Annotated in this window: 25 protein-coding genes and 1 tRNA gene; 14 read left to right on the forward strand and 12 right to left on the reverse strand. The window is 69.1% G+C overall.

All coding sequences use genetic code 11. The features are described 5' to 3' along the window. The first annotated feature begins 70 nt into the window (after nt 1–70). On the forward strand, nt 71–1,540 hold the full coding sequence (locus VEA98_RS00900) for a sigma-54 dependent transcriptional regulator (RefSeq protein WP_324810191.1): 1,470 nt from the start codon (nt 71–73) through the stop codon (nt 1,538–1,540). A gap of 179 nt (nt 1,541–1,719) precedes the next feature. Then, on the forward strand, nt 1,720–4,521 hold the full coding sequence (locus VEA98_RS00905; RefSeq protein WP_324810193.1) for a TonB-dependent receptor plug domain-containing protein: 2,802 nt from the start codon (nt 1,720–1,722) through the stop codon (nt 4,519–4,521). On the opposite strand, the gene VEA98_RS00910 is transcribed toward VEA98_RS00905, so the two are convergent. The 4 genes from VEA98_RS00910 to VEA98_RS00925 all read right to left on the reverse strand — a co-directional run bounded on the left by VEA98_RS00910 (nt 4,522) and on the right by VEA98_RS00925 (nt 5,742). After that, a complete protein-coding gene (locus tag VEA98_RS00910; protein WP_414642121.1) occupies nt 4,522–4,917 on the reverse strand; it encodes a hypothetical protein in 396 nt (131 codons plus the stop codon). 2 nt (nt 4,918–4,919) lie between these two features. Further along, entirely contained in the window at nt 4,920–5,195 is a 276-nt protein-coding gene (locus VEA98_RS00915) for a DUF2312 domain-containing protein (protein ID WP_168044708.1), read from the reverse strand. Between the two features lie 170 nt (nt 5,196–5,365). Continuing rightward, nucleotides 5,366–5,491: a type B 50S ribosomal protein L36 gene (gene ykgO, locus VEA98_RS00920; protein WP_168044709.1), complete on the reverse strand. Its 126-nt coding sequence runs from the start codon at nt 5,489–5,491 to the stop codon at nt 5,366–5,368. A 174-nt stretch (nt 5,492–5,665) separates the two neighbouring features. Continuing rightward, nucleotides 5,666–5,742: transfer RNA gene (locus tag VEA98_RS00925), tRNA-Ala, on the reverse strand. Nucleotides 5,743–5,930: 188 nt separating this feature from the next. On the opposite strand from VEA98_RS00925, the gene VEA98_RS00930 reads away from it, so the two are divergent. Beyond that, nucleotides 5,931–7,211 carry a lytic murein transglycosylase gene (locus VEA98_RS00930; protein ID WP_324810198.1) on the forward strand — a complete coding sequence of 427 codons (1,281 nt, stop codon included), beginning with the start codon at nt 5,931–5,933 and terminating at the stop codon, nt 7,209–7,211. 6 nt (nt 7,212–7,217) lie between these two features. Here the strand turns inward: VEA98_RS00930 and flaF are convergent, their stop codons facing one another. Then, entirely contained in the window at nt 7,218–7,586 is a 369-nt protein-coding gene (gene flaF / locus VEA98_RS00935; protein WP_324810201.1) for a flagellar biosynthesis regulator FlaF, read from the reverse strand. Beyond that, a complete protein-coding gene (gene flbT / locus VEA98_RS00940) occupies nt 7,546–7,968 on the reverse strand; it encodes a flagellar biosynthesis repressor FlbT (RefSeq protein WP_324810203.1) in 423 nt (140 codons plus the stop codon). The genes flaF and flbT overlap by 41 nt, the downstream gene beginning before the upstream one ends. Before the next feature lie 128 nt (nt 7,969–8,096). Here flbT and VEA98_RS00945 point away from each other — a divergent pair, with 128 nt between their 5' ends. Genes VEA98_RS00945 through VEA98_RS00955 form a run of 3 tightly spaced genes read left to right on the forward strand, consistent with a single transcriptional unit; the run spans nt 8,097 to nt 10,610 of the window. Beyond that, nucleotides 8,097–9,905, forward strand: coding sequence for a tetratricopeptide repeat protein (locus VEA98_RS00945; protein ID WP_324810205.1), 1,809 nt, complete (start codon nt 8,097–8,099; stop codon nt 9,903–9,905). 16 nt (nt 9,906–9,921) lie between these two features. Beyond that, on the forward strand, nt 9,922–10,386 hold the full coding sequence (locus VEA98_RS00950; RefSeq protein ID WP_324810207.1) for a hypothetical protein: 465 nt from the start codon (nt 9,922–9,924) through the stop codon (nt 10,384–10,386). 11 nt (nt 10,387–10,397) lie between these two features. Further along, on the forward strand, nt 10,398–10,610 hold the full coding sequence (locus tag VEA98_RS00955) for a hypothetical protein (RefSeq protein WP_324810209.1): 213 nt from the start codon (nt 10,398–10,400) through the stop codon (nt 10,608–10,610). A 12-nt stretch (nt 10,611–10,622) separates the two neighbouring features. Here the strand turns inward: VEA98_RS00955 and VEA98_RS00960 are convergent, their stop codons facing one another. Next, entirely contained in the window at nt 10,623–11,966 is a 1,344-nt protein-coding gene (locus VEA98_RS00960) for an MFS transporter (RefSeq protein WP_324810211.1), read from the reverse strand. 97 nt (nt 11,967–12,063) lie between these two features. Next, nucleotides 12,064–13,473 carry a cysteine--tRNA ligase gene (cysS, locus tag VEA98_RS00965; RefSeq protein ID WP_324810213.1) on the reverse strand — a complete coding sequence of 470 codons (1,410 nt, stop codon included), beginning with the start codon at nt 13,471–13,473 and terminating at the stop codon, nt 12,064–12,066. A 114-nt stretch (nt 13,474–13,587) separates the two neighbouring features. Between cysS and folE the strand changes: the two genes are divergently transcribed. From folE to VEA98_RS00980, 3 genes are all read left to right on the forward strand, one after another. Further along, a complete protein-coding gene (folE, locus tag VEA98_RS00970) occupies nt 13,588–14,208 on the forward strand; it encodes a GTP cyclohydrolase I FolE (protein ID WP_324810215.1) in 621 nt (206 codons plus the stop codon). Nucleotides 14,209–14,367: 159 nt separating this feature from the next. Then, nucleotides 14,368–14,811 carry a biopolymer transporter ExbD gene (locus VEA98_RS00975; RefSeq protein ID WP_324810217.1) on the forward strand — a complete coding sequence of 148 codons (444 nt, stop codon included), beginning with the start codon at nt 14,368–14,370 and terminating at the stop codon, nt 14,809–14,811. A 161-nt stretch (nt 14,812–14,972) separates the two neighbouring features. Further along, entirely contained in the window at nt 14,973–15,401 is a 429-nt protein-coding gene (locus VEA98_RS00980; protein ID WP_324810219.1) for a biopolymer transporter ExbD, read from the forward strand. 4 nt (nt 15,402–15,405) lie between these two features. Here the strand turns inward: VEA98_RS00980 and VEA98_RS00985 are convergent, their stop codons facing one another. The 4 genes from VEA98_RS00985 to VEA98_RS01000 are packed head-to-tail and all read right to left on the reverse strand — an operon-like array spanning nt 15,406 to nt 18,602. Further along, nucleotides 15,406–16,293 (reverse strand): hypothetical protein, encoded by an 888-nt coding sequence (locus tag VEA98_RS00985; RefSeq protein ID WP_324810221.1) that lies wholly within the window; start codon nt 16,291–16,293, stop codon nt 15,406–15,408. A 37-nt stretch (nt 16,294–16,330) separates the two neighbouring features. Next, nucleotides 16,331–16,894 carry a DUF6468 domain-containing protein gene (locus VEA98_RS00990; protein WP_324810224.1) on the reverse strand — a complete coding sequence of 188 codons (564 nt, stop codon included), beginning with the start codon at nt 16,892–16,894 and terminating at the stop codon, nt 16,331–16,333. Next, a complete protein-coding gene (gene fliM / locus VEA98_RS00995; protein WP_414642119.1) occupies nt 16,894–17,961 on the reverse strand; it encodes a flagellar motor switch protein FliM in 1,068 nt (355 codons plus the stop codon). Before fliM ends, VEA98_RS00990 begins: the two co-directional genes overlap by 1 nt. A 2-nt stretch (nt 17,962–17,963) precedes the next feature. Next, a complete protein-coding gene (locus VEA98_RS01000) occupies nt 17,964–18,602 on the reverse strand; it encodes a flagellar basal body-associated FliL family protein (RefSeq protein ID WP_324810226.1) in 639 nt (212 codons plus the stop codon). A 176-nt stretch (nt 18,603–18,778) separates the two neighbouring features. Between VEA98_RS01000 and flgF the strand changes: the two genes are divergently transcribed. The 5 genes from flgF (at nt 18,779) to VEA98_RS01025 (ending at nt 22,252) form a co-directional block, all read left to right on the forward strand. Continuing rightward, entirely contained in the window at nt 18,779–19,516 is a 738-nt protein-coding gene (flgF, locus tag VEA98_RS01005) for a flagellar basal-body rod protein FlgF (protein ID WP_324810228.1), read from the forward strand. A gap of 12 nt (nt 19,517–19,528) precedes the next feature. Next, nucleotides 19,529–20,317, forward strand: coding sequence for a flagellar basal-body rod protein FlgG (gene flgG / locus VEA98_RS01010; RefSeq protein WP_324810231.1), 789 nt, complete (start codon nt 19,529–19,531; stop codon nt 20,315–20,317). Then, the gene (locus VEA98_RS01015) at nt 20,314–20,910 is read left to right on the forward strand and encodes a flagella basal body P-ring formation protein FlgA (protein ID WP_324810233.1); all 597 of its coding nucleotides are present in this window, start codon (nt 20,314–20,316) and stop codon (nt 20,908–20,910) included. The genes flgG and VEA98_RS01015 overlap by 4 nt, the downstream gene beginning before the upstream one ends. Before the next feature lie 11 nt (nt 20,911–20,921). Beyond that, nucleotides 20,922–21,656, forward strand: coding sequence for a flagellar basal body L-ring protein FlgH (gene flgH, locus VEA98_RS01020; protein ID WP_324810236.1), 735 nt, complete (start codon nt 20,922–20,924; stop codon nt 21,654–21,656). 122 nt (nt 21,657–21,778) lie between these two features. Further along, the gene (locus VEA98_RS01025) at nt 21,779–22,252 is read left to right on the forward strand and encodes a hypothetical protein (RefSeq protein WP_324810238.1); all 474 of its coding nucleotides are present in this window, start codon (nt 21,779–21,781) and stop codon (nt 22,250–22,252) included. Nucleotides 22,253–22,282 lie beyond the last annotated feature (30 nt).

Raw genomic sequence — 22,282 nt, forward strand, 5'->3', positions numbered from 1 at the left:
CGTCCCGGAATGAGCCAGTCCCGCTGCAACGAGGACCGGCCCCTGACGTGATGATGAAGGGTGACCTGCGATGAGCCGCACCGTACTCGTGGTCGACGACGATCCGACGCAGCGCCGCCTGGCGCAGGCGGTGCTGGAGCGCGAAGGCTATGCCGTGGTCCACGCTGAATCCGGCGGCGAGGCGATCGATCGCCTGACCAAGGGCGGCGGCGCGGACGTCGTCCTGCTGGACATGGTCATGCCCGGCATGAGCGGCATGGAGGCCCTGGCCGAGATCCGCACCGCCGGCGTCGCCACCCCCGTCATCGTCCTGACCGCCTCGGGCGGGGTCGACGCGGTGGTCAAGGCCATGCAGGCCGGGGCCCAGGACTTCTTCGTCAAGCCGGTCTCGGCCGAGCGCCTGCTGGTCGGGGTGCGCAACGCCCTGCAGCTGACCCAGCTGACCGCCGAGGTCGGGCGGCTGAAGAAACACGTCGCCGGCCGCACCTCGTTCGACGATCTGGTCGGGCAGAGCGCGCCGATGCGCATGGTCCGCTCGCTGGGCTTGCGCGCCGCCAAATCCGGCATTCCGGTGCTGATCACCGGCGAGAGCGGCGTCGGCAAGGAAGTCATCGCCCGCGCCCTGCACGGGGCCTCCGACCGCAGCGGCAAGCCGTTCGTGGCCGTCAACTGCGGCGCCCTGCCCGCCAATCTGGTCGAGTCGATCCTGTTCGGCCACGAGAAAGGCAGCTTCACCGGGGCCAGCGACAAGCATCTGGGCAAGTTCGCCGAGGCCAACGGCGGCACCCTGTTCCTCGACGAGATCGGCGAACTGCCGCTGGACATGCAGGTCAAGCTGCTGCGCGCGCTGCAGGAAGGCGAGATCGACCCGGTGGGCTCCAAACGGTCGGTCAAGGTCGACGTGCGGATCGTGTCGGCGACCAACCGCGACCTGGCCGAACAGGTCCGCGAGGGCCGTTTCCGCGAGGACCTGTTCTACCGCCTCAACGTCTTCCCGCTCGAGGCCCCGGCCCTGCGCGAGCGGCGCGAGGACATCCCGGCCCTGGTCGACCACTTCATCGCCCGCTTCAACGTCGAGGAGGGCAAGCGCGTCGCCGGGTGCGCGCCCGAGACCCTGGCCCTGCTGTCGGCCTTCGACTGGCCCGGCAATGTGCGCCAGCTGGAGAACGCCATCTATCGGGCCATCGTCCTGTCCGACTCGCCCTTCCTGCAACCGCACGACTTCCCGGCCATCTCCGGCCTCGCCGCCCCCTTCCTGCCGGCCGAGCACGGAACCGGCGAGGCGGCTGCGTTGGCTGCGGCCCCCGCCAACGACGGCGTCGGCCTGCCGCCCCTTCCGGATGTGCCGATCCGCATCCTCGACGAGCGCGGCCACCTGCGCACCCTCGAGGAAATCGAGCGCGACCTGATCCAGCACGCCATCGAGGTCTACGCCGGCCACATGTCGGAGATCGCGCGCCGCCTCGGCATCGGCCGCTCGACCCTGTACCGCAAGGTCCGCGAACAGGGGCTGGAAGGCGCGCTCAGGGACGCCGGCTAGAGCCGGGGCGGCGACGCCTCCGGAATGCCCGCAGCCTGAACGAAAGTTCATGACCGCCCGCTGGAGGGGCGTGCGACAGGAACCCCGGCCGCAACTTCCGGTTTCGTCCTTGAAACACGACGGAAATACGGGCGCGGCACGTTCAATGCCGTTGTCCCCTCCTCCCGGAACACCGCCCTATGCTGCTCGTCACCACCGCCCTGTCCGGCCTCATGGCCGGCGCGATCCAGACCGCGCCCCAGGCCGCTCCGCCGCCACAGCAGCCGCCGGCCGCCCAGGAAGCGCCCGCCTCCGATCCGCAGGACCAGGACCCTGCGCCGGCGCCGACAGGCGCGAGCACAGAGGGAGCCATCGACCTGGGCACGGTCAGCATCACCGGCGCACGCCCGCGCGGCAGCGTCGACAGCGACATCCCTCCGGACCTGACCCTCAGCGCCGAAGAAATCCAGACCTACGGCGCCTCCAGCATCGCCGAGCTCCTGACCTATCTGGAGCCGGTCACCCGCAGTTCGCGCGGCTCCGGCGGCCAGCCGGTGATGCTGGTCAACGGCCGGCGCATCTCGGGCTTTCGCGAAATCCGCAACCTGCCGCCCGAAGCCATCGAACGGGTCGACATCCTCCCGGAGGAAGTCGCCCTCGAATACGGCTACCGCGCCGACCAGCGGGTCGTGAACTTCGTGCTGAAATCGAACTTCCGCTCGATCACCACCCAGGTGGAAGGCCGCGTTCCGACCGCCGGCGGCCGCACCACCACCGGGCTGGACGCCAATGTTCTGCGCATCTCCGGCGCCCAGCGCTGGTCGATGGAGCTGGAATACGACCAGTCCACCCCGCTGTTCGAGAGCGAGCGCGACCTGAACCGCGCCGCGGGGTCCACGCCGTTCGATCTGACCGGCAACGTCTCCGGCGCGCTCATTCCGGGCGCGGCCGCCCCGGACTATTGGGCGGAGATTGATCCGGCGCTGTCCGGCCTGGTCGGCGAAACCGCTCGCGTCGCCCCGGTTCCGACCGCCGGCTTCACGCTCAATGACTTCGCCGCCGCCTACGGCGAGCCCCGCACCGGCGACCTCAGCGCCTATCGCACCCTGATGTCCGCGACCGAAAGCGCCTCCGTCGGCGGCACGATCAAACACGACCTGAACGGCACGACCCAGATCACCTTCAGCGGCAGTCTCGAGGACAGCAACAACCGCAGCTTCAACGGCCTGCCCGGCGTGGTCCTGACCCTGCCCGACGGCAATCCGTTCTCGCCGTTCGCCGATGACGTCTTCGTCTATCGCTACATCGACGACGCCGGCGCGCTCGGCCGAGAGACCGACACCCTGACCGCGAGCGCCGGGGTCCTGCTCGACGGCTTCCTCGGCGAGGACTGGCGCTGGACCCTGTCCGGCAACTACGACCGGGTCGAGACCGACACGGTCACCGGCCGGGGCTACAACGCCGCGCCGTTCCAGATGCGCCTCGACGCCGGCGATCCGACGGCGAGTCCCTTCGCCCCGCTGACGCCCGCCGACTTCACCCTGACCCCGAACGACACGGCCAATTCGGTGTCCGAGGTGCTGTCGACGGAACTGGTGCTGAACGGCGACCTGTGGGAGCTGCCCGCCGGCGACGTCTCCTCGACGATCAAGTTCGGCGCCGACACCCGTTCGCTGGAGTCGACCAGTTTCCGCTCCGGCGTGACCACCGAGCGCTCCCAGTCCCGCGACCGCTTCAACGGGCAGGCCAACTTCAGCGTCCCCATCGCCAGCACCCGCAATGGGGTCCTTCCGCTGCTCGGCGACATGTCGCTCAACTCCAACGCCGGCTACGAGGACCTGTCGGACTTCGGCGGCCTGACCAGCCTCGGGGCCGGCCTCAACTGGACGCCGATCGAGCAGGTGTCCTTCCTGGTCAGCTACACCGACGAGCAGGGCGCCCCGACGATCGGCCAGCTCAACGATCCGGTGATCTCGACCCCCAATGTGCCGGTCTTCGACTTCGCCACCGGCGACACGGTGCTGGTCAGTCGCGTCGACGGCGGCAATCCGAACCTCGACGCGGAGAACCGCTTCGTCTGGAAGGCCGGAATCACGCTGCAGCCCTTCAAGGACGAGGACCTGAGGATCAGCTCGACCTGGACCCGCAACACCACCGACAACGCGATCAACAGCTTCCCGACCATCACCTCCGAACTGGAAGCCGCCCTGCCCGGTCGCTTCACACGCGATCCGGCCGGCAATCTGGTCTCGATCGACGCGCGGCCGCTGAATTTCGCCCATGCCGAGCGTGAGGACATTCGCACCGGCTTCAACTTCTCCAAGGCCTTCGGCACGCCGACGGAGCCCGCGCCCGATGCGGCCGGTCGATCCGGCGCCGGCGGGCCGGTGGTCGTGCGCAGCGAGGGTCCGGGTGGCGGCGACCGTCCCCGGGGCGAGCGCGGCGGCGGCGAGGGCCCGCAGGTGGTCCGCATGGGCGGCGGCGGCGGCGGTCGGGGACGCGGCCGTGGAATGCAGCCGGGTCAGGGCCGCTTCATGCTCTCGGTGTATCACACCTACCGCGTGCGGGATGAAATCCTGATCGCCGACGGCCTGCCGATCCTCGACCTGCTCGACGGGGCGGCGACCTCCAGCCGCGGCGGCAGCCCGCGCCACGAAATCCAGGCCCAGATGGGGGTGTTCAAGAGCGGCATGGGGGCGTTCCTCAACGCCAACTGGCGCGACGGGACCCGCATAGACGGCGGCTCCGGCCCGGACCTGTTCTTCTCCGACCAGACCACGGTCAACCTCAACGTCTTCGTCGACCTCGGAGCCCAGACCGGCTGGGTCGAGCGATATCCGTGGCTGAAGGGCGCGCGCCTGCAGGTCGGGGTCCGCAACCTGTTCGACACCCGCACCGAGGTGACCAGCAGCGCCGGCGACACGCCGTTGAACTACCAGCCCGACTACCTCGACCCCGAGGGGCGGACGATCGGAATCTCGCTGCGCAAGATCCTGTTCTGATCAGTCGTCCGAGCGGCTGGGGGCCTTGCGCCCCCAGCGCCGCTTCGGTTCCTCGCCCCTGGCCTTGGCGGCGATCTCCTTGAGCTTGCGGCCCTGCATCGACGACAGGGCCTGACCGGGCGCGCCCAGCTCCGGGTCGCCGAAGGCGCGGCCGTGGGTCTTCACCCGCTCGGACACCGAGTCGAGGAATTCGCCCTCCCATTCGGACAGGGCGACGCCCGCCTTCTCGGCGGCCCGTTTGGCGCGCCGGAGGGCGTTGAGGGCGGCGCGCTGGGCCGCCTTGCGTTCGGCCTCGAACGCACTGGGGGGCGGCTTTTTGGCCGCCCTATCGCCGTGACGGCTGCTTGAGGGCTGGTTCGAACCGCCCTTCCCCCCGCCGAAGCCGGTTCGCTTCAGTGTCAGATCTCGCCGAGGGCGGACATGTAGAGGTCGAGGATGGCGTCCTCTTCCTGGCGCTTGGCCTTGTCCTGCTTGCGAATGCGGATGACCTTGCGGAGGATCTTGACGTCGTAGCCCTCGCCCTTGGCCTCGGCGAAGACCTCCTTCATGTCGGCCATGACCGCCGCCTTGTCCTCTTCCAGCCGCTCGAGCCGTTCGATGACGGTGCGCAGCCGGCCCTGGGCGGCCGAGGTCAGGACGTCGGGGCTGGCGTCGAAGGATGCGTCGTCGGCCACGGGCGGACTCCTGATAAGCGGGGAACGAAAGAGAGGCCGGACGCTAACCACGCCTGTCCGGCCGGCTCAACATCAGGCACGAAAAAGGCCGCGGACAAAGCCCGCGACCTGTGGAAAAGCGCTCAAGCAGGCCGCGACCGCGTCGCGGCCGCTAGCGCAACTGGAATGCCTCAGCCCTGCTTCGCCTTGAAGCGCGGGTCGGTCTTGTTGATCACATAGACGACGCCCTTGCGGCGAACGACCTTGCAGTCGCGGTGGCGACCCTTGAGCGACTTGAGCGAGCTGCGGACCTTCATGGTCGTCGTCCTGAGGCAAAGCAAAACAGAAAAGCCGCGGGACGAACCTGCGGCGGAGCGGTGCGTATAGAGAGGGTTCCGTCAGCCGTCAACAGGGTGTGGCGGCCTCGTGTCGGTCCGCATCGAGCGCCCTCGAGCGGCCGATCCGCGAGCGATAGCGCCCTTGCGAAAATATGGAGGCCTGGCCTCCGAGTTGAACGGAGGGTCTTCGGGCTTGCGGGCCCGACGCGTCGCCCCTCCGCCACCAGGCCATATCGGTCTCAGAGAGCAGCGGCGTTGTGCGCCCGCACCGGTTACGATGCCAAGGAGATTGAGGGTTAATGACGCTGAACGGGGAATCTTACGGCAACGCTTTCTCCATCCGGGCGCTGTAGGTGTGGGCCCGGACTCGCGGACTTGTTATGAGGCTCCGCCGGCCCGGGAGACTAGCTTGGACATCATGCGTTTCAGCCTTCGCCTCATCCTGATCGGAACCGTCGCCGCCTGCGCGCCGATGCTGCCGGAGCCGCCGCCGGTGGCCTCGCCGGCCGCCCCGGCGCCGGTCCCGTCGCCGCCCCCGTCCGCCCCGACTCCGAGCGGGCCGGCGGCTGCACCCGCGGTGGATCAGGCGGGGTTCGAAGGCTGGAAGCAGGGCTTCCTCGCCCGCCACGGAGGCGCGCGCCGCGCCGCCTACGAGCGAGAGCTGGCGGGCCTAACGCCGGACCCGTCGGTGATCCGCCTCGACGGCAACCAGCCCGAGTTCAGCCGCCCCGCCGGCGCCTATATCCAGAACGCCGTCACCGCCACCCGAATCGCCCAGGCCCGCCAGCGCACCGACCGGGTGCCGTGGTCGGTGGTGCAGCGCTACGGCGTGCCGTCCGAGATCCTCGTCGCCGTCTGGGCCCAGGAATCCGCCTTCGGCCAGGTCCAGGGCGATTATGACGTCATCCGTTCTCTCGCCACCCTGGCCTATGACGGCCGGCGGCGGGACTGGGCAGAAGCCCAGCTGAAGGATGCGCTCGACATCGTCGTCGACGGCCGCCGCGCCCGCGCCGGGCTGAAAGGCAGCTGGGCCGGGGCCATGGGCCAGACCCAGTTCATGCCGGACAACTATCTGCGGCTCGGGGTCGACGAGAGCGGCGACGGCCTGGTCGATATCTGGGGCACGGACTCCGACGCGCTGGCCTCGGCCGCCAACCTGCTGGCCCAGGCGGGCTGGAAGCGCGGCCAGACCTGGGGCTACGAGGTCCGCCTGCCCTCGAATTTCGATTATTCCGAAGCGGAGGGTCCGCGACACCCGTGGTCGTACTGGGCCGCGCGGGGCGTGACGCTGGCGCAGGGCGGCGCGCCGAACGCGGCCGAGGCGCGCGAAGAGGCGACCATCCTGCTGCCGCAGGGCGCGCGCGGGCCGGCCTTCCTGGCCCTGCCGAACCACTATGTGATCCGCCGCTACAACAACTCGGTCAGCTATGCGCTCGCCATCGGGCTGACCGCGGACGGGGTTCAGGGCAAGCCGGGACTGGTCGGGACGTGGCCCGACGACGGGCCGCTGTCGCGCGACCAGCGCATCGGCGCCCAGCGGGCCCTGACCGCGCTCGGGTACGACACCCAGGGGATCGACGGAGTGATCGGGGCGAATACGCGCGCCGCCCTGCGTCGCTGGCAGATGGCCACGGGGCGTCTGGCGGACGGCTATCTGACCGCTGAACTGGCCGACGAGCTGATTCGCCGGGCGGGCTGAGCGGCCTCAGGCGGCCTGGGCCGAGCCCGGTCCGGCCAAGCCCTGCATGACCATCTTGTTGATGTCGATCAGGGCCTCGAAGTCGTCCTCGCCGCGCATGACGGCCGAGGAGTGTTTGCTGACGAACAGGCTGATCGAGATGATCTGGGCCCGCAGGCTCTTGTCCATCGCGTTGTCGGGGTTGGCGCAGTCGGTGGCCAGCGTCGACCACAGCCGGCGGTTCCAGTCGAGGGCGTCGATCCGGGTGGCGACGTCGCTGGCGTCCACCGTCGAGGCGTGCATCAGCGCCCGGGTCACCTGCCCGAACAGCCGGTACTCCATCTCGCGCGGGTTTTCAGCCCGCGTCGCCGCGGTCTTGTACGCCTGAAGCGACATTCGCCAGACCTTCCTCGTAATCCACTAATTTCCGGGCCGCCATCAGCGCCTTGTAGTATTCGCGCGACATCACGTGCCGCGACGCCGCCACGCAGTCCGCCAGCACCTGCGGGTTGCGCGTCGCGCCCATGAACTCGGTCAGCCGCATGGCGAATTCGTCGTACACCTTCGGCGCCGCGCTTTCGTCCAGGTACATCATCATCACCGGGAAGTAGACGCGCTTCGCCGGGCTGTTGACGTCCTCGGGCTGCATGATGTCCTTCTCGCGCAGGACGCTGGCCTTGTTCTGCAGGATCAGCACGCCCCGGCGATCGCCGTTCTGGACCACGGCTCCGTTGAGCACGAATTTCTCGCCGGGCTTGAGCGACAGCTTCAGCGGCATTCAAGGCGTCTCCTGACAGGCGCACGGCGACGTTAGGAAGCCGGGAACGAACGCAGCCTAAAGAGTCGTGGTTAACCATACCTTGTGATCCGCCTCGCCAGAGTGGGTGATCACCGCAGGATCGCCGCATGTCCGCCGTCGAGTTGTCGCCAGAACAGGTTCACGCCTTCGCTCCCGCCGCCCAGGGAGTCGCCGGCGACTCGGCCTCCCCGGAGGCGATCCGCAAGCTCTCCCGCCAGCTGGCCAGCCCGAAGCTGGCGGTGAAGACGCAGCGCAAGGCGCTGGAGAAGCTGAAGGCCGCGCTGATGGCCATCCGGGCAGGCGATTTCGAACTCGGGGCAAAACGGTCGCTCGACGCCCTGAAGATGGACGAGACCAACGGCCTCGCCTGGCATGTGCTGGCCATCTGTCGCGAGAAGTCCGGCGACCTCGGACAGGCCCTGCTGGCCTATGAGGCGGCCCTGAAGCTGCTGCCCAACGAGACCGACGTGGCCCACGACCTCGGGCGGCTCGCCCAGCAGATGGGCTATCTCGACATCGCCGAGAAGCTGCTGCTGAAGTATCTGGCCTCCGATCCGGGACACGTGGAGGCGACCAACAACCTGGCCTGCGTGCTGCGCGACCAGAAGCGCTACGGCGACGCGGTGGAGACGCTGCGCGCCCTGCTGGGGGTGGAGCCCGACTCGCCGGTGCTGTGGAACACCCTCGGCACGGTCCTGAGCGACCAGGGTGACATGGGGACCGCCCTGACCTTCTTCGAGGAGGCGCTGCGACACGATCCCGGCTTCGCCAAGGCCCGTTACAACCGCGCCAACGCCCGCCAGCCGCTCGGCGACGCGCTCGGGGCGCTGCAAGATATCGACGCCGCCCTGCCCGGCGCGGAGAGCCCGTATGAGCGGGCCATGATGACCATGGCCCGGGCCATGCTGCTGATGACCCTGGGCCGCATCCCGGAAGGCTTCGAAGAGTATGAAATCCGCCTCGACCCGCATCTCCCCGAGGCCATGCGGGTCGCGGTCGACGCCCCGCGCTGGGACCCGAAGACCGGGGACCTCCGCGGCAAGCGGCTGCTGATCGTCGGCGAACAGGGCATCGCCGACGAGATGGTGTTCGGGACCTGCATCGGCGACGCGATCCAGGCGGTCGGGCCGGAGGGCAAGGTCTATGTGGCGGTCGAGCCGCGCCTGATCGGCCTGTTCCAGCGCGCCTTCCCCACCGCGGTGGTCGGCGGCCACAAGGCGGTCAAGCTCGAGGGTCGGATCACCCGCTACGTGCCGTTCGCGGAGGAACTGGAGGGCGGCGTCGACGCCTGGGTCCCGATGGCCTCGCTGCTGGCGGTCTTCCGTCCATCGATCGACGCCTTTCCCGACCGGCGGGGCTATTTGGTTCCCGACGCGGACAAGGTGGCCCATTGGAAGGCGGAGTTGGAGAAGCTCGGCCCCGGCCTGAAGGTCGGGTTGCACTGGAAGAGCCTTGTCCTGACCGGATCGCGGGCGCGCTATTTCTCCAGCTTCGAGCGCTGGCGGCCGGTGCTGACCACGCCGGGCACGGTCATGGTCAACCTGCAGTGCGGCGACGTCTCGGACGACCTGGCGGCGGCCGAGGCGGCCGGGGTGTCGATCTGGACCCCGCCGATCGATCTGAAGGACGATCTGGAGGACGTGGCGGCCCTGTCGAAGGCGCTCGATCTGGTCATCGGCCCGGGCATCGCCGGGACCAATCTGGCGGCGGCCGTGGGCGGAACGGCCTGGATGGTCACGGCGCCCGACGACTGGCATTACCTCGCGACCGACAAATATCCCTTCTACCCCCATCTGCGGTTCTTCCGTCGCGACAGCTTCGCCGACTGGGAGGGCGCGATCACCCGGATCCGCGCGGCGCTGGAGGAAGCCGTCGGCCGGGGAACGCCGGATAAAGCAGAGGCGTTGATCTCCTGAAGACAGGGAGATTCAGATGCCGGGCCTCGACGACTACTCGGACGACCAGGAACAGTCGGAAGTCTTCGACGAGGACAATTTCGACGAGGCCGACGCCGGCGCGCCGACCAATGAGTTCAAGACGTTCGAGGAGCTTCCGAACGTTCTCGACGTGACCTCGGCCGACGGCGACGCCGACGACGAGGACCTCGACGACACCGACATCGGGGAGGATGTGGAAGAGTCCCTTTCCGCCTCCGGCGTCGAGCCCGAGGCCGACGAACTGTACGGCGTCGACGGCGCGCGCCTGACCGAGATCGACGCGGGCGGCGGGGATCTGGCGACCCATGACGAGGTGGAGCTGGTCTATTCCGGCCTGATGGAGGATGTGCGCGGCGCCCAGGCCAGCGCCGCTCACTGGGAGGCCAAACGCCTGTCGGACGACGACATCGCAGACCTCGGCTACGGCCCCGACGGCGACGAAGACCACCCGAAGGATTGAGGACCCAGACCATGACCACCGAGCACGACGGCCGCACCGATCATCAGCAGGCCCGCCCCGACGAGGTCGCCGCCGCCCGCCGCGTCGATCCTAAGACCGGCAAGCCCGATCAGCTGTGCGAGGAGGACCGCTCCGCCGAGAGCCGCCAGGAAGCCCTCGTCGACGAGGGCGTGGAGGAGACTTTTCCCGCCAGCGACCCGGTGTCGGTGAAACGCATCACCTGACCGCAACGCGGCTCAGCGGCCTGAGGCCTCCAGGCGCCGCAGATCTTCGGCGTCGATCGCGGCCAGCGAGGTCCCCTTGCTTTCGCGCATGACCAGGGCCGCGGCCAGGCTGATCGCGGCCGCCCCGAAGATGTACCAGGCGATCGGGACCCAGGAATCATAGCGGCGCAGCAGGGCCGTGCCGATCAGCGGGGCCCACGAACCCGCGACGATGGCCGTCACCTGGTAGCCCAGTGACACCCCGGAGTAGCGCATCCGGGTTGGGAACATCTCGGTCATGATGGCCGGCTGGGCTGCGTACATCAGCCCGTGCACCGCCAGCCCCAGCATGATCGCTCCGAGGATCATCGCCGTCTCCCCGGTGTCGAACATGGGGAAGGCCGCGAACGGCCAGGCCAGGGTCAGCGCCGCCCCGGCCAGATACACGGGCCGGCGGCCGATCCGGTCCGCCAGCCAGCCGATCACCGGAATGACCACCACATGCAGGATGTGGGCGAGGAACAGCAGGGCCAAGATGCGCGTGGTGTCGACCGCCCGGTGGTGCAGGTAGGTGATCGAGAAGGTCACCACCATGTAGTAGAGGATGTTCTCGCCGAACCTCAGGGCCATGGCGGTGAACACGCCCCGCGGATGGCGGCGGAACACCTCGGTCAGGCCGTAACCCGCCTCCGCCCGCTTCTCGGTTTCCTCGCGCGCCTTCTCGAAAATCGGCGAGTCCGTCACCTGGGTGCGGATGTAGTAGCCGATGGCGATGATCACGACCGACAGCCAGAAGCCGATCCTCCAGCCCCAGGCGATAAACGCGTCGTCCGACAGCGCCCTCGACAGCACCAGCAGCACCACCGTGGCCAGCAGATTGCCGATCGGCACCGCCGCCTGCGGAAAGCTGCCCCAGAAGCCTCGGGATCGGTTCGGGCTGTGCTCGGTCACCAACAGGATCGCCCCGCCCCATTCCCCGCCCAGGGCGAAGCCCTGGATGAAGCGCAGCGCGACCAGCAGGGCCGGGGCCCAGTAGCCGATCGAGGCGAACGAGGGCAGGCAGCCCATCAGGAAGGTCGCGCCCCCGATCAGCAGCAGGCTGAACTGCAGCAGCGACTTTCGCCCGATCCGGTCGCCGATGTGGCCGAAGACGATCCCGCCCAGCGGCCGGGCGATGAAGCCCACCGCATAGGTGGCGAAGGCGGCGATGATGCCGTCCAGCTCGTTGCCGGTGTCGGGGAAGAACAGCTGGCCGAACACCAGGGTGGCGGCGGTTCCGTAGAGGAAGAACTCGTACCATTCGACCACCGTGCCGGCCATCGAGGCCCCGACCACCTTGCGCAGGTACGGCAGGTCGGCGGTCTGTTCGTGCTTCATCGGGTCCCCTCCATCGGTCACCGACCTTGGCGCCGCCGGGGCGGGGGGTCAAAGCCCCCGGGCCCCGCTCCGGCTGACTGATTGAAGACCGGGAACGTCAGCCCTTGACCCGCCACGTCGCGCCCTGCGGTCCATCCATGACCACGACGTTCAGGGCGTTGAGCCGGTCCCGGATGCGGTCGGCCTCGGGCCAGTCCTTGGCGGCCCGGGCGGCGGCGCGTTGCTCCAGCAGGGCCTCGACCTCGGTGCGCAGGTCGTCCGAGACCTCGCCCTCAAGCCAGGCGGCGGGGTCTGACTGAAGCACGCCGAGGATGGCGGCGGCGGCGATCAGTTCGCCCTTGGCGCGGGCGACGAGGCCGTGGTCCCCCGCGGTCATGCCCCGCTCGATCTCGCTGGACAGGGCGAACAGGGTCGCCATCGCGCCCGGCGTGTTCAGGTCGTCCTCGATGGCTTTGAGGAAATCCACGGGCGGCTCGTCGGTCGAGGCCGCGACGGCGGCGGCGCGGTGCAGGGCCCCGTACAGCCGGTCGAGCGCCTTGCGGCTCTGGTCCAGCAGCGACTGGTTCCAGTCCAGCGGCTGGCGGTAATGGGCGCTCAGCAGGGCCCAGCGGACCACCTCGCCCGGGATGTTCTGCACCAGGTCGTGCAACAGCAGGACGTTGCCGATCGACTTGGACATCTTCTCCGCGTCGACGGTCAGGAAACCGTTGTGCATCCAGTAGCGGCTGTATTCGGCGTGCGCCGAAGGCTCATGCGCGTGGCCGTGGGCGCAGACGCCCTGGGCGATCTCGTTCTCGTGGTGCGGAAACACCAGGTCGATGCCGCCGCCGTGGATGTCGATGGGCAGGCCCAGCGTCTCCTCGATCATGGCCGAGCATTCGATGTGCCAGCCGGGACGCCCCTCCCCCCACGGCGAGGGCCAGGACGGCTCGCCTTCCTTGGAGGGTTTCCAGAGGACGAAGTCGTGCGGGTTTTTCTTGTAGGGGGCGACCTCGACCCGGGCTCCGGCGATCATGTCGTCGAGGTTGCGGCCCGACAGCCGCCCGTAGGTCTCGTACGACGAGACGTCGAACAGCACATGACCCTCGGCCGCATAGGCGCAGCCCTGATCCATGATCGCGCCGATCTGCGCGACGATGGCGTCCATGTAGTCGGTGACGTGCGGGGCGAGGTCCGGCGGGCTGACGTTCAGCCGGCCCATGTCCTCGAGATAGGCGGCCTCGTAGCGCGAGGTGACCTCGCCGATGAGCGTGCCTTCCTTCGCCGCCTTCGCATTGATCTTGTCGTCCACGTCGGTGACGTTGCGGGCGTAGAGGACCTTGTCGGCCCCGTAGGTCCGGCGCAGCAGCCGAACCAGCACGTCGAACACCACCGGCGGACGGGCGTTGCCGATGTGGGCGTAGTCATAGACCGTGGGGCCGCAGACGTAGAGGGTCACGCGCTCCGGGTCGCGCGGCTGGAACACGCGTTTTTCGCGGTGGAGAGTGTCGTGGATCGTCAGCGGCATGGGAATCTTTGCGGGAGAGTTTTCTTGCGACACGGACCGGCGGTCCCATATACGCCGCCAAGCTGATAAAGAGTCCCCGGCGACTTACAAAGCCGCGTGTTCGAGAATGCCCCGATGAGCGTCACCCCCGTCAAGCCAGTCCTGGTCGGCGACAACGACCAGCCCAAGCGCCGCCCGTCGCGCGAGGAGGCCCTGAAGGCCGTGCGGACGCTGCTGGCCTGGGCCGGCGACGATCCGGACCGCCCGGGCCTGATCGACACGCCCAAGCGGGTGGTCGACGCCTATGGCGAATGGTTCGACGGCTATGACGCCGACGTCGAGAAGGAGCTGAGCCGCACCTTCGAGGACGTGCAGGGCTATGACGACATGGTGCTGCTGCGCGACATCGAGGTGGAGAGCCACTGCGAGCACCACATGGCCCCGTTCCTGGGCAAGGCCTACGTCGCCTACATCCCGAACGAGAAGGTCGTCGGCATCTCCAAGCTGGCCCGGGTGGTGGAGATCTTCTCGCGCCGGCTGCAGACGCAGGAAACCCTCACCCAGCTGATCGCCGAGGCCATCGAATCGCACCTTCAGCCGGCCGGCGTCGCCATCCTGATCGACGCCGAGCACCAGTGCATGACCACGCGCGGCGTGCACCACCGCCACGTTTCGACCATCACCACCCGGTTCACTGGGGCGTTCAAGACCGATGCGGCGCTGAAGGACCGGTTCCTGAAGCTCGCGAAAGGCTGATACGGCTCGCCCCACAGGCGTAAAGCGAAGGCGGAATCCGCGAGGGAACCGACTTCGGTCCGAACCCGCTTTACAAGCCGGGCCCGGGACGCCAAGAGACGATCCGAGCTTTAGCGTCGCTCGCCGCGTTTTCGCGCCGGGCCTGATGGAGAACAGCGGATGGCCGCAAAACTTTCCGGACCCGGTGGCGGCAAGGCCCACACCATTGAGCAGAACGCCGACATCAACGTCACGCCGTTCGTCGACATCATGCTGGTGCTGCTGATCATCTTCATGGTCGCCGCGCCGATGGCGACCGTGTCGATCCGCCTCGACCTGCCGCCGGCGGTGCCGCCGCCGCCGGACGCGCCGCAGAAGGACCCGGTCTACATCACCGTCCAGGAAACCGGCTCGATCTTCATCGCCGACGTCCAGACGTCGCTGGAAGGTCTGTCGGCCGACGTCTGTACCGCCCTCGGCGGCGGCGACCCGGCCTGCCGTCAGGAGCGCGTCTTCATTCGCGCCGACCCGGAAGTGACCTACAACCAGTTCATGGAAGTCATGAACGAGCTGCAGCGCAAGGGCTTCTTCAAGGTCGGCCTGCTCAACGAAGACATCGAATAGGCGTCACGCCCGTTCAACCGATCAGGGGCCGCTTCCTCCGGGAGGCGGCCCTTTTTCCTGGCCGGAATCCCGCCTCCCCGCCGCCGCACAAATGTCTTGTCGCAAGCTCGACATTGGGACGCCGGCGCGATCCCGAGCCGGGCGACAGGGAGGACGACAGGATGGGTGCGAAACTTTCGGGCGCCTCGGGCCAGGCCGGCGACGCCGTGCGGCACAACGCCGACATCAACGTCACGCCGTTCGTGGACATCATGCTGGTGCTGCTGATCATCTTCATGGTCGCCGCGCCGATGGCCACCGTGTCAATGAAGCTGGACCTTCCTCCGCCCAAGGCGCCCGAGACGCCACAGGAGCCGGTCTACATCACGGTGCAGGAATCAGGCTCGCTGTTCATCGGCGCGCGTCAGACCTCGCTGGCGACCCTGCCTGCCGACGTCTGCGCCGCGCTGGGCGGCGGCGACTGCAGGGCCGAACGGGTCTTCGTCCGAGGCGAGCCGGAGGTCCCCTATGGGCGGTTCATGGCGGTGATGAACGGCCTCTACGGCAGCGGCTTCACCCAGGTCGGCCTCCTCAACGAGGATATCGAGTAGGGGCCTACTGCACCGACTGGCGCGGCCGGTCGGGCGTCGCCGGCGCGTCGGCGGCCGGCTGATAGGGCCGCTCGCCGGCGGGCTCGGCCTGGGCCGCGGCAGGCGGCGAGACGGGCGTCCGGGCGGCGGGACGCGGCTGCGGCCGGCGGGCCGGAGGACGGCTGGCCGGGCGGGCCGCGGGCGCGGCTGCGGTGGGCGGCGGAGCGGCGGCCTCGGCCGTCTGAACCGGGGCCGGAGCTTCCACGGCCGGCCCATCGGCGGCCGCGGCGGCGCGGGCGGCCAGCTGGCGCTGGGCGGCGAACCGCCCGGCCAGTTTCTCGGTCAGTTCGCGAGCGGCGGCCGGCTCCATCTGGGCCATGACGGCGGCCAGCGAGCGCGGCCGCATGGCGGCGGCGACGGGCAGGCGCACGCTGTCGTCGAGGGTGGCGAACACCCGGGCCGCTTCGCGGGGACGCATGGCGGAATAGACGGCGACCAGCCGGTCGACCTCGGCCTTCTCGCGTTCGCTCACCTGCCCCAGAAGCGTCTGCACCTCAGCCTTGACGGCGGCCAGGGCGGCGACCTTGGCGTCCAGCTTCTGCTCGGCCGCAGTCATCAGCGGCAGCATCGAGGCGAGATCGGCGTCACGGGCGTCCAGCTCGGTGCGGCGGGCCGACAGCGACTGGATGATGCGCAGTTCGGCCGGCGAGATGCCGGCCTGCTGGGCCAGCTGTTCGGGCGTCAGGGCGCAGACGGCGGCGGCGGGCGCCGCAGGCGCGGCGGCCGGAACGGCCTCCTCGGCCCAGGCCTTGGCGCCCTCGAACAGGCCGGGAGCCACTCCGGCGGCGCGAACGGCGACCACCCCGCCGATGGCGATGGCGATCAGCGGCAGCAGGCGGGGAATCTTGCTCATGATCGGCTACTCGGAGGGATGGAGAGGACCGCGCGCATCAGGCGGCGAACAGGTCTTCGTCGAGACTGCGACGGGCGCGGTTGAGGCTTTGCTTCGCGGATTGGTTAGCGGTCATGGCGCCGAGGATGGCGGCGACGTTGCTACCACCCGGCGCGCGCGCCCTGGCCGGAGCGGCCAGGCCCTGGATGCGCTCGGCCAGAGCCGCCATGCGCACAGCGCGCTCGTCGTCCTCGGGCGCAGGCGCAGCCGCCGCCGTCGGCGGCGCTGCGGGACGGGCCGCCGCGATCTCGCGGAGGACAGGCTCGGCGGCGGCCGCGGGGGCTGATACGGGCGCGCGGGCGATCAGGGCCTCCAGCTGGGCCTTGACCTCGCGCGCCTTGACGATGCGGTCGTGCAGCAGGTCCGTCTCCTGTCCGGAGGCGCGCAGCGAGGCCAGGGCCGTTTCGGCCCGGCCGGCGGCGGTGTTCAGCTCGGTGACCGCCGAGGCGAAGGCCTGCTGGCCCTCGCGCAGCGCGGTCAGCTTGCGCTCCAGCCGCACCCCGTAGCCGAGCGCCGCGACCAGCAGCAGCATCAGCACGCCGTCGAGGATCATCCCGGTCATCAGCGTCTTCCCTTCGCGAGGCTGGAGGCGGTTTCGACATCGATCGGCGCCTCGACGCGGACCGCGATATGTTGGCCCTTGCGGCCCATGCGGCCGGTGGTCAGGGGGATCGAGCCGGCGCGGATCGAGATGTCCGAATCCGGCGTGGCGTTGAGCATCAGGGTGTCGCCGACCTTGAAATTCAGCACCTGCGACAGGGGCAGTTGCTGTTCGTCCAGCACGGCGCGGACCTCGGTCCCGGTGGTCCAGAGCTCGGTGGCCAAGTGGCCTTCCCAGATGTTGTCGCGGCCGAATTTCTCGCCCATGAACTGCTGCAGCAGCATCTTCCGGATGGGCTCGAGGGTGGCGTAGGGCAGCAGCAGTTCGATGCGCCCTCCCCGGTCCTCCATGTCGATACGCAGCTTGACCAGGATGGCCGCATTGGCGGGTCGCGCGATGGCGGCGAAGCGCGGATTGGTCTCGAGCCGGTCGAGGTTGAAATGCACCGGGGTCAGGGGCTCGAAGGCGGCGCGGGCGTCAGCCAGCACGACCTCGACCATGCGCTGGACCAGCACCCGCTCGATGGTGGTGTAGGGCCGGCCCTCGATGCGCAGCGCCGCGGTGCCGCGGCGGCCGCCCAGCAGCACGTCGACGATGGAATAGATCAGGTTGGAGTCGACCGTCAGCAGGCCGTAGTTGTCCAGTTCCTCGGCGCGGAAGACGGCGAGGATGGCCGGCAGGGGGATGGAGTTGAGATAGTCGCCGAAGCGGATCGAGGAGATGTTGTCGAGGCTGACCTCGACGTTGTCGCTGGTGAAGTTGCGCAGGCTCGTGGTCATCAGCCGCACGAGGCGGTCGAAGACGATCTCGAGCATCGGCAGGCGCTCGTAGGAGACCAGGGCCGAGTTGATGATGGCCCGGATGCCGGAACGTTCGGAGCCGTCGTCGTCGCCAAGATCGAAGCCCAGCAGGCTGTCGATCTCGTCCTGGTTCAGCACCCGCTCCGACATCACCGTCGGTTCGGCCTCGGCGAGAGGGTCCGCCTCTTCCAGCGGATCGGGATTTTCGGCGAAGGCCGCGTCGGTCATGCCTACTGCACCAGCATTTCTTCGATCAGCACGGCGTCGACCTTGCCGGGCGCGGCGAGCAGGTTGACCCGGCGCAGGATCTCGGCGCGCAGCTGGAAGGTCCCGGCGTTGCCGGCCAGGTCGTCGGGGCGCAGTTCACGCAGGAAGCTCTGGAACATGTCCTGCATCCGCGGCATCTCGGCCTGCAGGTGCTCCGCCAGGGCCGCGTCCTTCATCTCCAGGGTCAGCTTGAGCTTGAGGAAGGTGGGCCGCCCGTCGGCCGCCTGGATGTTCACCACCATGTCCGGCAGGGTGTAGAAGGTGACGCCGTCGGGGCCCTCGGCGATGACGCCCAGGGCCGGGTTGGCCTCGCCGGTCGCAGCCCCGTGGCCTCCGCCCTTCTTCTCGGCCTTGGCGTGCCCGCCCTTCTTCTCGGCGTGGCCCCCCTCGGCCGCCGCCGCCTTGGGCTGCATCAGCAGGAAGGCCGCGCCGCCGCCACCGCCCAGCACGATCAGGGCGGCGGGGATGATGATAAACAGCAGCGGCAGCTTCTTTTTCTTGGGCGCGGCCGCTTCGCCGTCGAGGGTCTCGCCGTCGGTGACGGCCGGCAGGGCGGCGTCTTCGCTCGCCGCCGCACCCTTCTTCTTGCCGAATTTGAACATGCCACGCGCCCCGAGAATCTCTCGATCCATTCGAGACGTTTTTGGTTAACGAGGCGCTAAGAACCGGCAAATCCTGCCGGGTTCGGCGGCCAGCGTTGCGGCCGAAAGGCCCGCCACGACTGGATTAACCCTGTTGGCACGACCGTTGCGAAGGACGGGGGCGAAAGGAGCCGCCCGTGGAAAACGCCGCCTATGTCGGACTGTCACGCCAGATGACGCTGCGCCGCGAGCTCGACATCGTGGCCAACAACATCGCCAATGCGGACACGACCGGCTTCAAGGTCGAACAGCTGCTGCTCGGCGAGGAGGTCGGCGAGCGGGCCCGCAACGCCTTTGTGCGGCCCGGCGTCAGCTTCGTCATGGACAACGGCGTCGGCCGCGACTTCGGTCAGGGCGCACTGGAGCAGACCGGCCGCAGCCTGGACTTCGCCATCGAGGGCGAAGGCGCCTTCTTCGCGCTGAAGGATGGCAATGGCGACGCCTACACCCGCGACGGCGCGTTCACCCTCGACCCCGAAGGCCGGCTGACGACGCAGGGCGGCGCAGCGGTGCAGGGTGACGGCGGCGACATCGTCCTCGACCCCCTGCTCGGCCAGGTGGCCGTGGCCGCCGACGGAACCATCAGCCAGAACGGCCAGCCGGTCGGCCGCCTTTCGGTCGTCCGCTTCGACACCCTCGCGGTGCTCGAAAAGGGCGGCGACGGCCTCTACCGCAACGCCTCCAACACGACCCCGGCCGCCGCCAACGACGTGCAGGTGCGCCAGGCCATGCTGGAAGGCTCAAACGTCAATCCGATCCTCGAGATCACCAACCTGATCGAGATCCAGCGCGCCTACGAGAGCGTGACCCGGATGATCGAGAACACCAACGACCTGTCCCGCCGCGCCGTCGAGCGCCTCGGGCGGGCCGCGTAAGGAGAACGGGACATGAGAGCGCTCAGAACCGCCGCCTCGGGCATGGCCGCCCAGCAGCTGAACGTGGAGGTCATCTCCAACAACATCGCCAACATGAACACCGTCGGCTTCAAGCGTCAGCGGGCCGAGTTCCAGGACCTGCTGTACCAGAACATCGAGCGGATGGGCGCGCAGTCGTCCAGCCAGGGCACGGTGGTGCCCACCGGCATCCAGATCGGCGCGGGCGTCAAGGCCGGCTCGGTCTACCGCGTCACCGAGCAGGGCACGCCGACCCAGACGGGAAGCCGCTACGACATCGCCGTCGACGGCCGCGGCTATTTCCAGATCCTCATGCCTTCGGGCGAGACCGCCTTCACCCGAGCCGGCAACTTCTCCGTCAACGGCGAGGGCCAGCTGGTCACCGACGACGGCTATGCCGTGCAGCCGAACATCTCGATCCCGCAGGACGCCGTCGACGTGTCGATCTCCAAGGCCGGACAGGTCCAGGTGATCACCCAGGGCGAGACCGAGCCCCAGGTCGTCGGCCAGATCGAACTGGCCACCTTCTTCAACGAGGCGGGGCTGGAAGCCATCGGCGACAACCTGCTGCTGGAAACCGCCGCCTCGGGTCCCGCCAACGTCGGCACGCCCGGCGAGGTCGGCTTCGGCGAGCTGCTGCAGGGCTACACCGAAGCCTCCAACGTCGACGCCGTGTCCGAGATCAGCGCCCTGATCATCGCCCAGCGCGCCTATGAGATGAACTCCAAGGTCATCACCACCGCCGACCAGATGCTGTCGGTCGCCGGCCAGGTGAAATCATGAGGAGCCTGATCCTCGCCGCGGCGCTGCTGATGGCGGGGCCCGCCCTCGCCGGTCCGGTGACCCTGAAGGCCAATCCGGTGGACGCCGACGGCCAGGTCACCCTCGGCGACGTCTTCGAGGGGGCCGGATCCGCCTCCGGCGTCGTCATCGGCGCCCGCTCGGGACCCTCGGTCGTGTTCGAGGCCGGTTCGCTGCAGGCTCTGGCCCGGCAGTCAGGCCTCAGCTGGGCAAATCCGACCGGGCTGCGCCGCGTCGTGGTGCGCCACGCCGCCGTCGCCCCCGCCCCCGGCTCCCGCCCGGCCGCGATGGCCGAGACGCCCGCCCCGGCTCCGGTCCGCGCCGCCCCGGTCCGCACGGCCTACGCCGAACGGATCATCAGCCGCAACGACATCGTCGAGGTCAGCTACGAGGCCGCCGGCGTGCGCCTGACCATCTCCGGCCGCGCCGAGGGCAACGCCGCCGAGGGTCAGCGGATCGCCATCCGCAACCTGCAGTCCGGCCGCACCATCGACGCCATCGCCGTCGCCCCCGGCCAGGCCGTCGCCGGCCCCGCCGCCCAGGCCTTCCGCACCCAACAGCTCGCCGCCCGATAGGGAATTCCAGTATGCGCACCCTCCTGATCGTCTCCGCCGCCGCCCTGTCCCTGGGCGCCTGTTCCACCGCCCTCGAGACGGTCCGCGGCCCGGAGCTGGCGCCGATCGCCTATCCCGCGGCCCTGGTGCCGGCCAGCCAGGTCTACCTGCCCTCGCCGGAACAGCAGCAGGCCGACCGCTCGGCCAGCGCCAACAGCCTGTGGCGCACCGGGGCGCGGACCTTCTTCGGCGACCAGCGGGCCCGTCGCATCGGCGACATCCTGACCGTCAGCATCGATATCGACGACCGTGCGCAGACCCAGAACTCGACCCAGCGCAGCCGCTCCAACGACATCTCGACCGGCATCAGCAACTTCCTCGGCCTCGAAAACAGCCTGGGCCGCGCCTTCCCGGGCGGATTCGACCCCGCCAACATGGTCGGCCTGGAAGGCGAGTCCAACGCCAACGGCTCCGGATCGGTGAACCGGTCCGAGAAGGTCAGCCTGACCATCGCCGCCGTCGTCACCGATGTCATGGCCAACGGCAACCTGGTCATCCAGGGGCGGCAGGAAGTGCGCACCAACCGCGAAGTCCGCGAACTGACCGTGGCCGGCATCGTGCGTCCCGAGGACATCAGCTCGGCCAACACCATCGCCCACACCCAGATCGCCGAGGCGCGCATCAGCTACGGCGGCCGCGGCGACATCAGCCGGGTCCAGGCCACGCCCGCGGCCCAATCCCTGGTGGAGCGCTTCAGCCCGTTCTGATCGACGCAGCTTAACCTGTGTCAATTGCGCCCGGCGCGGCGCGGATCGACATTGTGCGAAGCGGAGCCGTGAACCGTTAACGGAAACCGGCGTTTGGCCCTCCAGACGCGAGTACCGGTTCCATGTTCAAATTCGCCATCCCCGCCGTCGCCGCCCTCGGCCTGATCGCGGTCGCCGCCCAGTCGCAGGCCGACAATGGCGATGTCCCGGGCGCCGGCGCGCTGCCGATGAGCTGGCACCTGAGCCACGAAGGCTCAATGGCCAAGCTCGCCTACGGCGTCGCGAACTCGGACCAGCTGGCCCTGATGATGACCTGCGAACCTGGGCAGGCCCAGGCGGTGGTCTATGGCGACGTCCAGCCCGACAGCCCGCGCCTGATCAGGGCCTCGATGACCGCCGCGCCGATCGATCCCCTCAGCGGCGGCATGGCCGACGAGACCCGCATCCCCCTGCGCGATCCGGCCCTGCAAAAGCTCGCCGCCAGCGGTACGCTGGCCGTCCTGGGCGACGCCGGTCACTTCGAATTGACTGCGACCGGCGACGAACGTCGTCTGGTCCGTGAGTTTTTCGCCTATTGCGGAACGGAAGCGGTCTGATCACATCCTGTGCCTGACCATCAGCGGGGG

Source organism: Brevundimonas sp., from assembly GCF_035627055.1.
In the GTDB taxonomy this organism is placed as follows: domain Bacteria; phylum Pseudomonadota; class Alphaproteobacteria; order Caulobacterales; family Caulobacteraceae; genus Brevundimonas.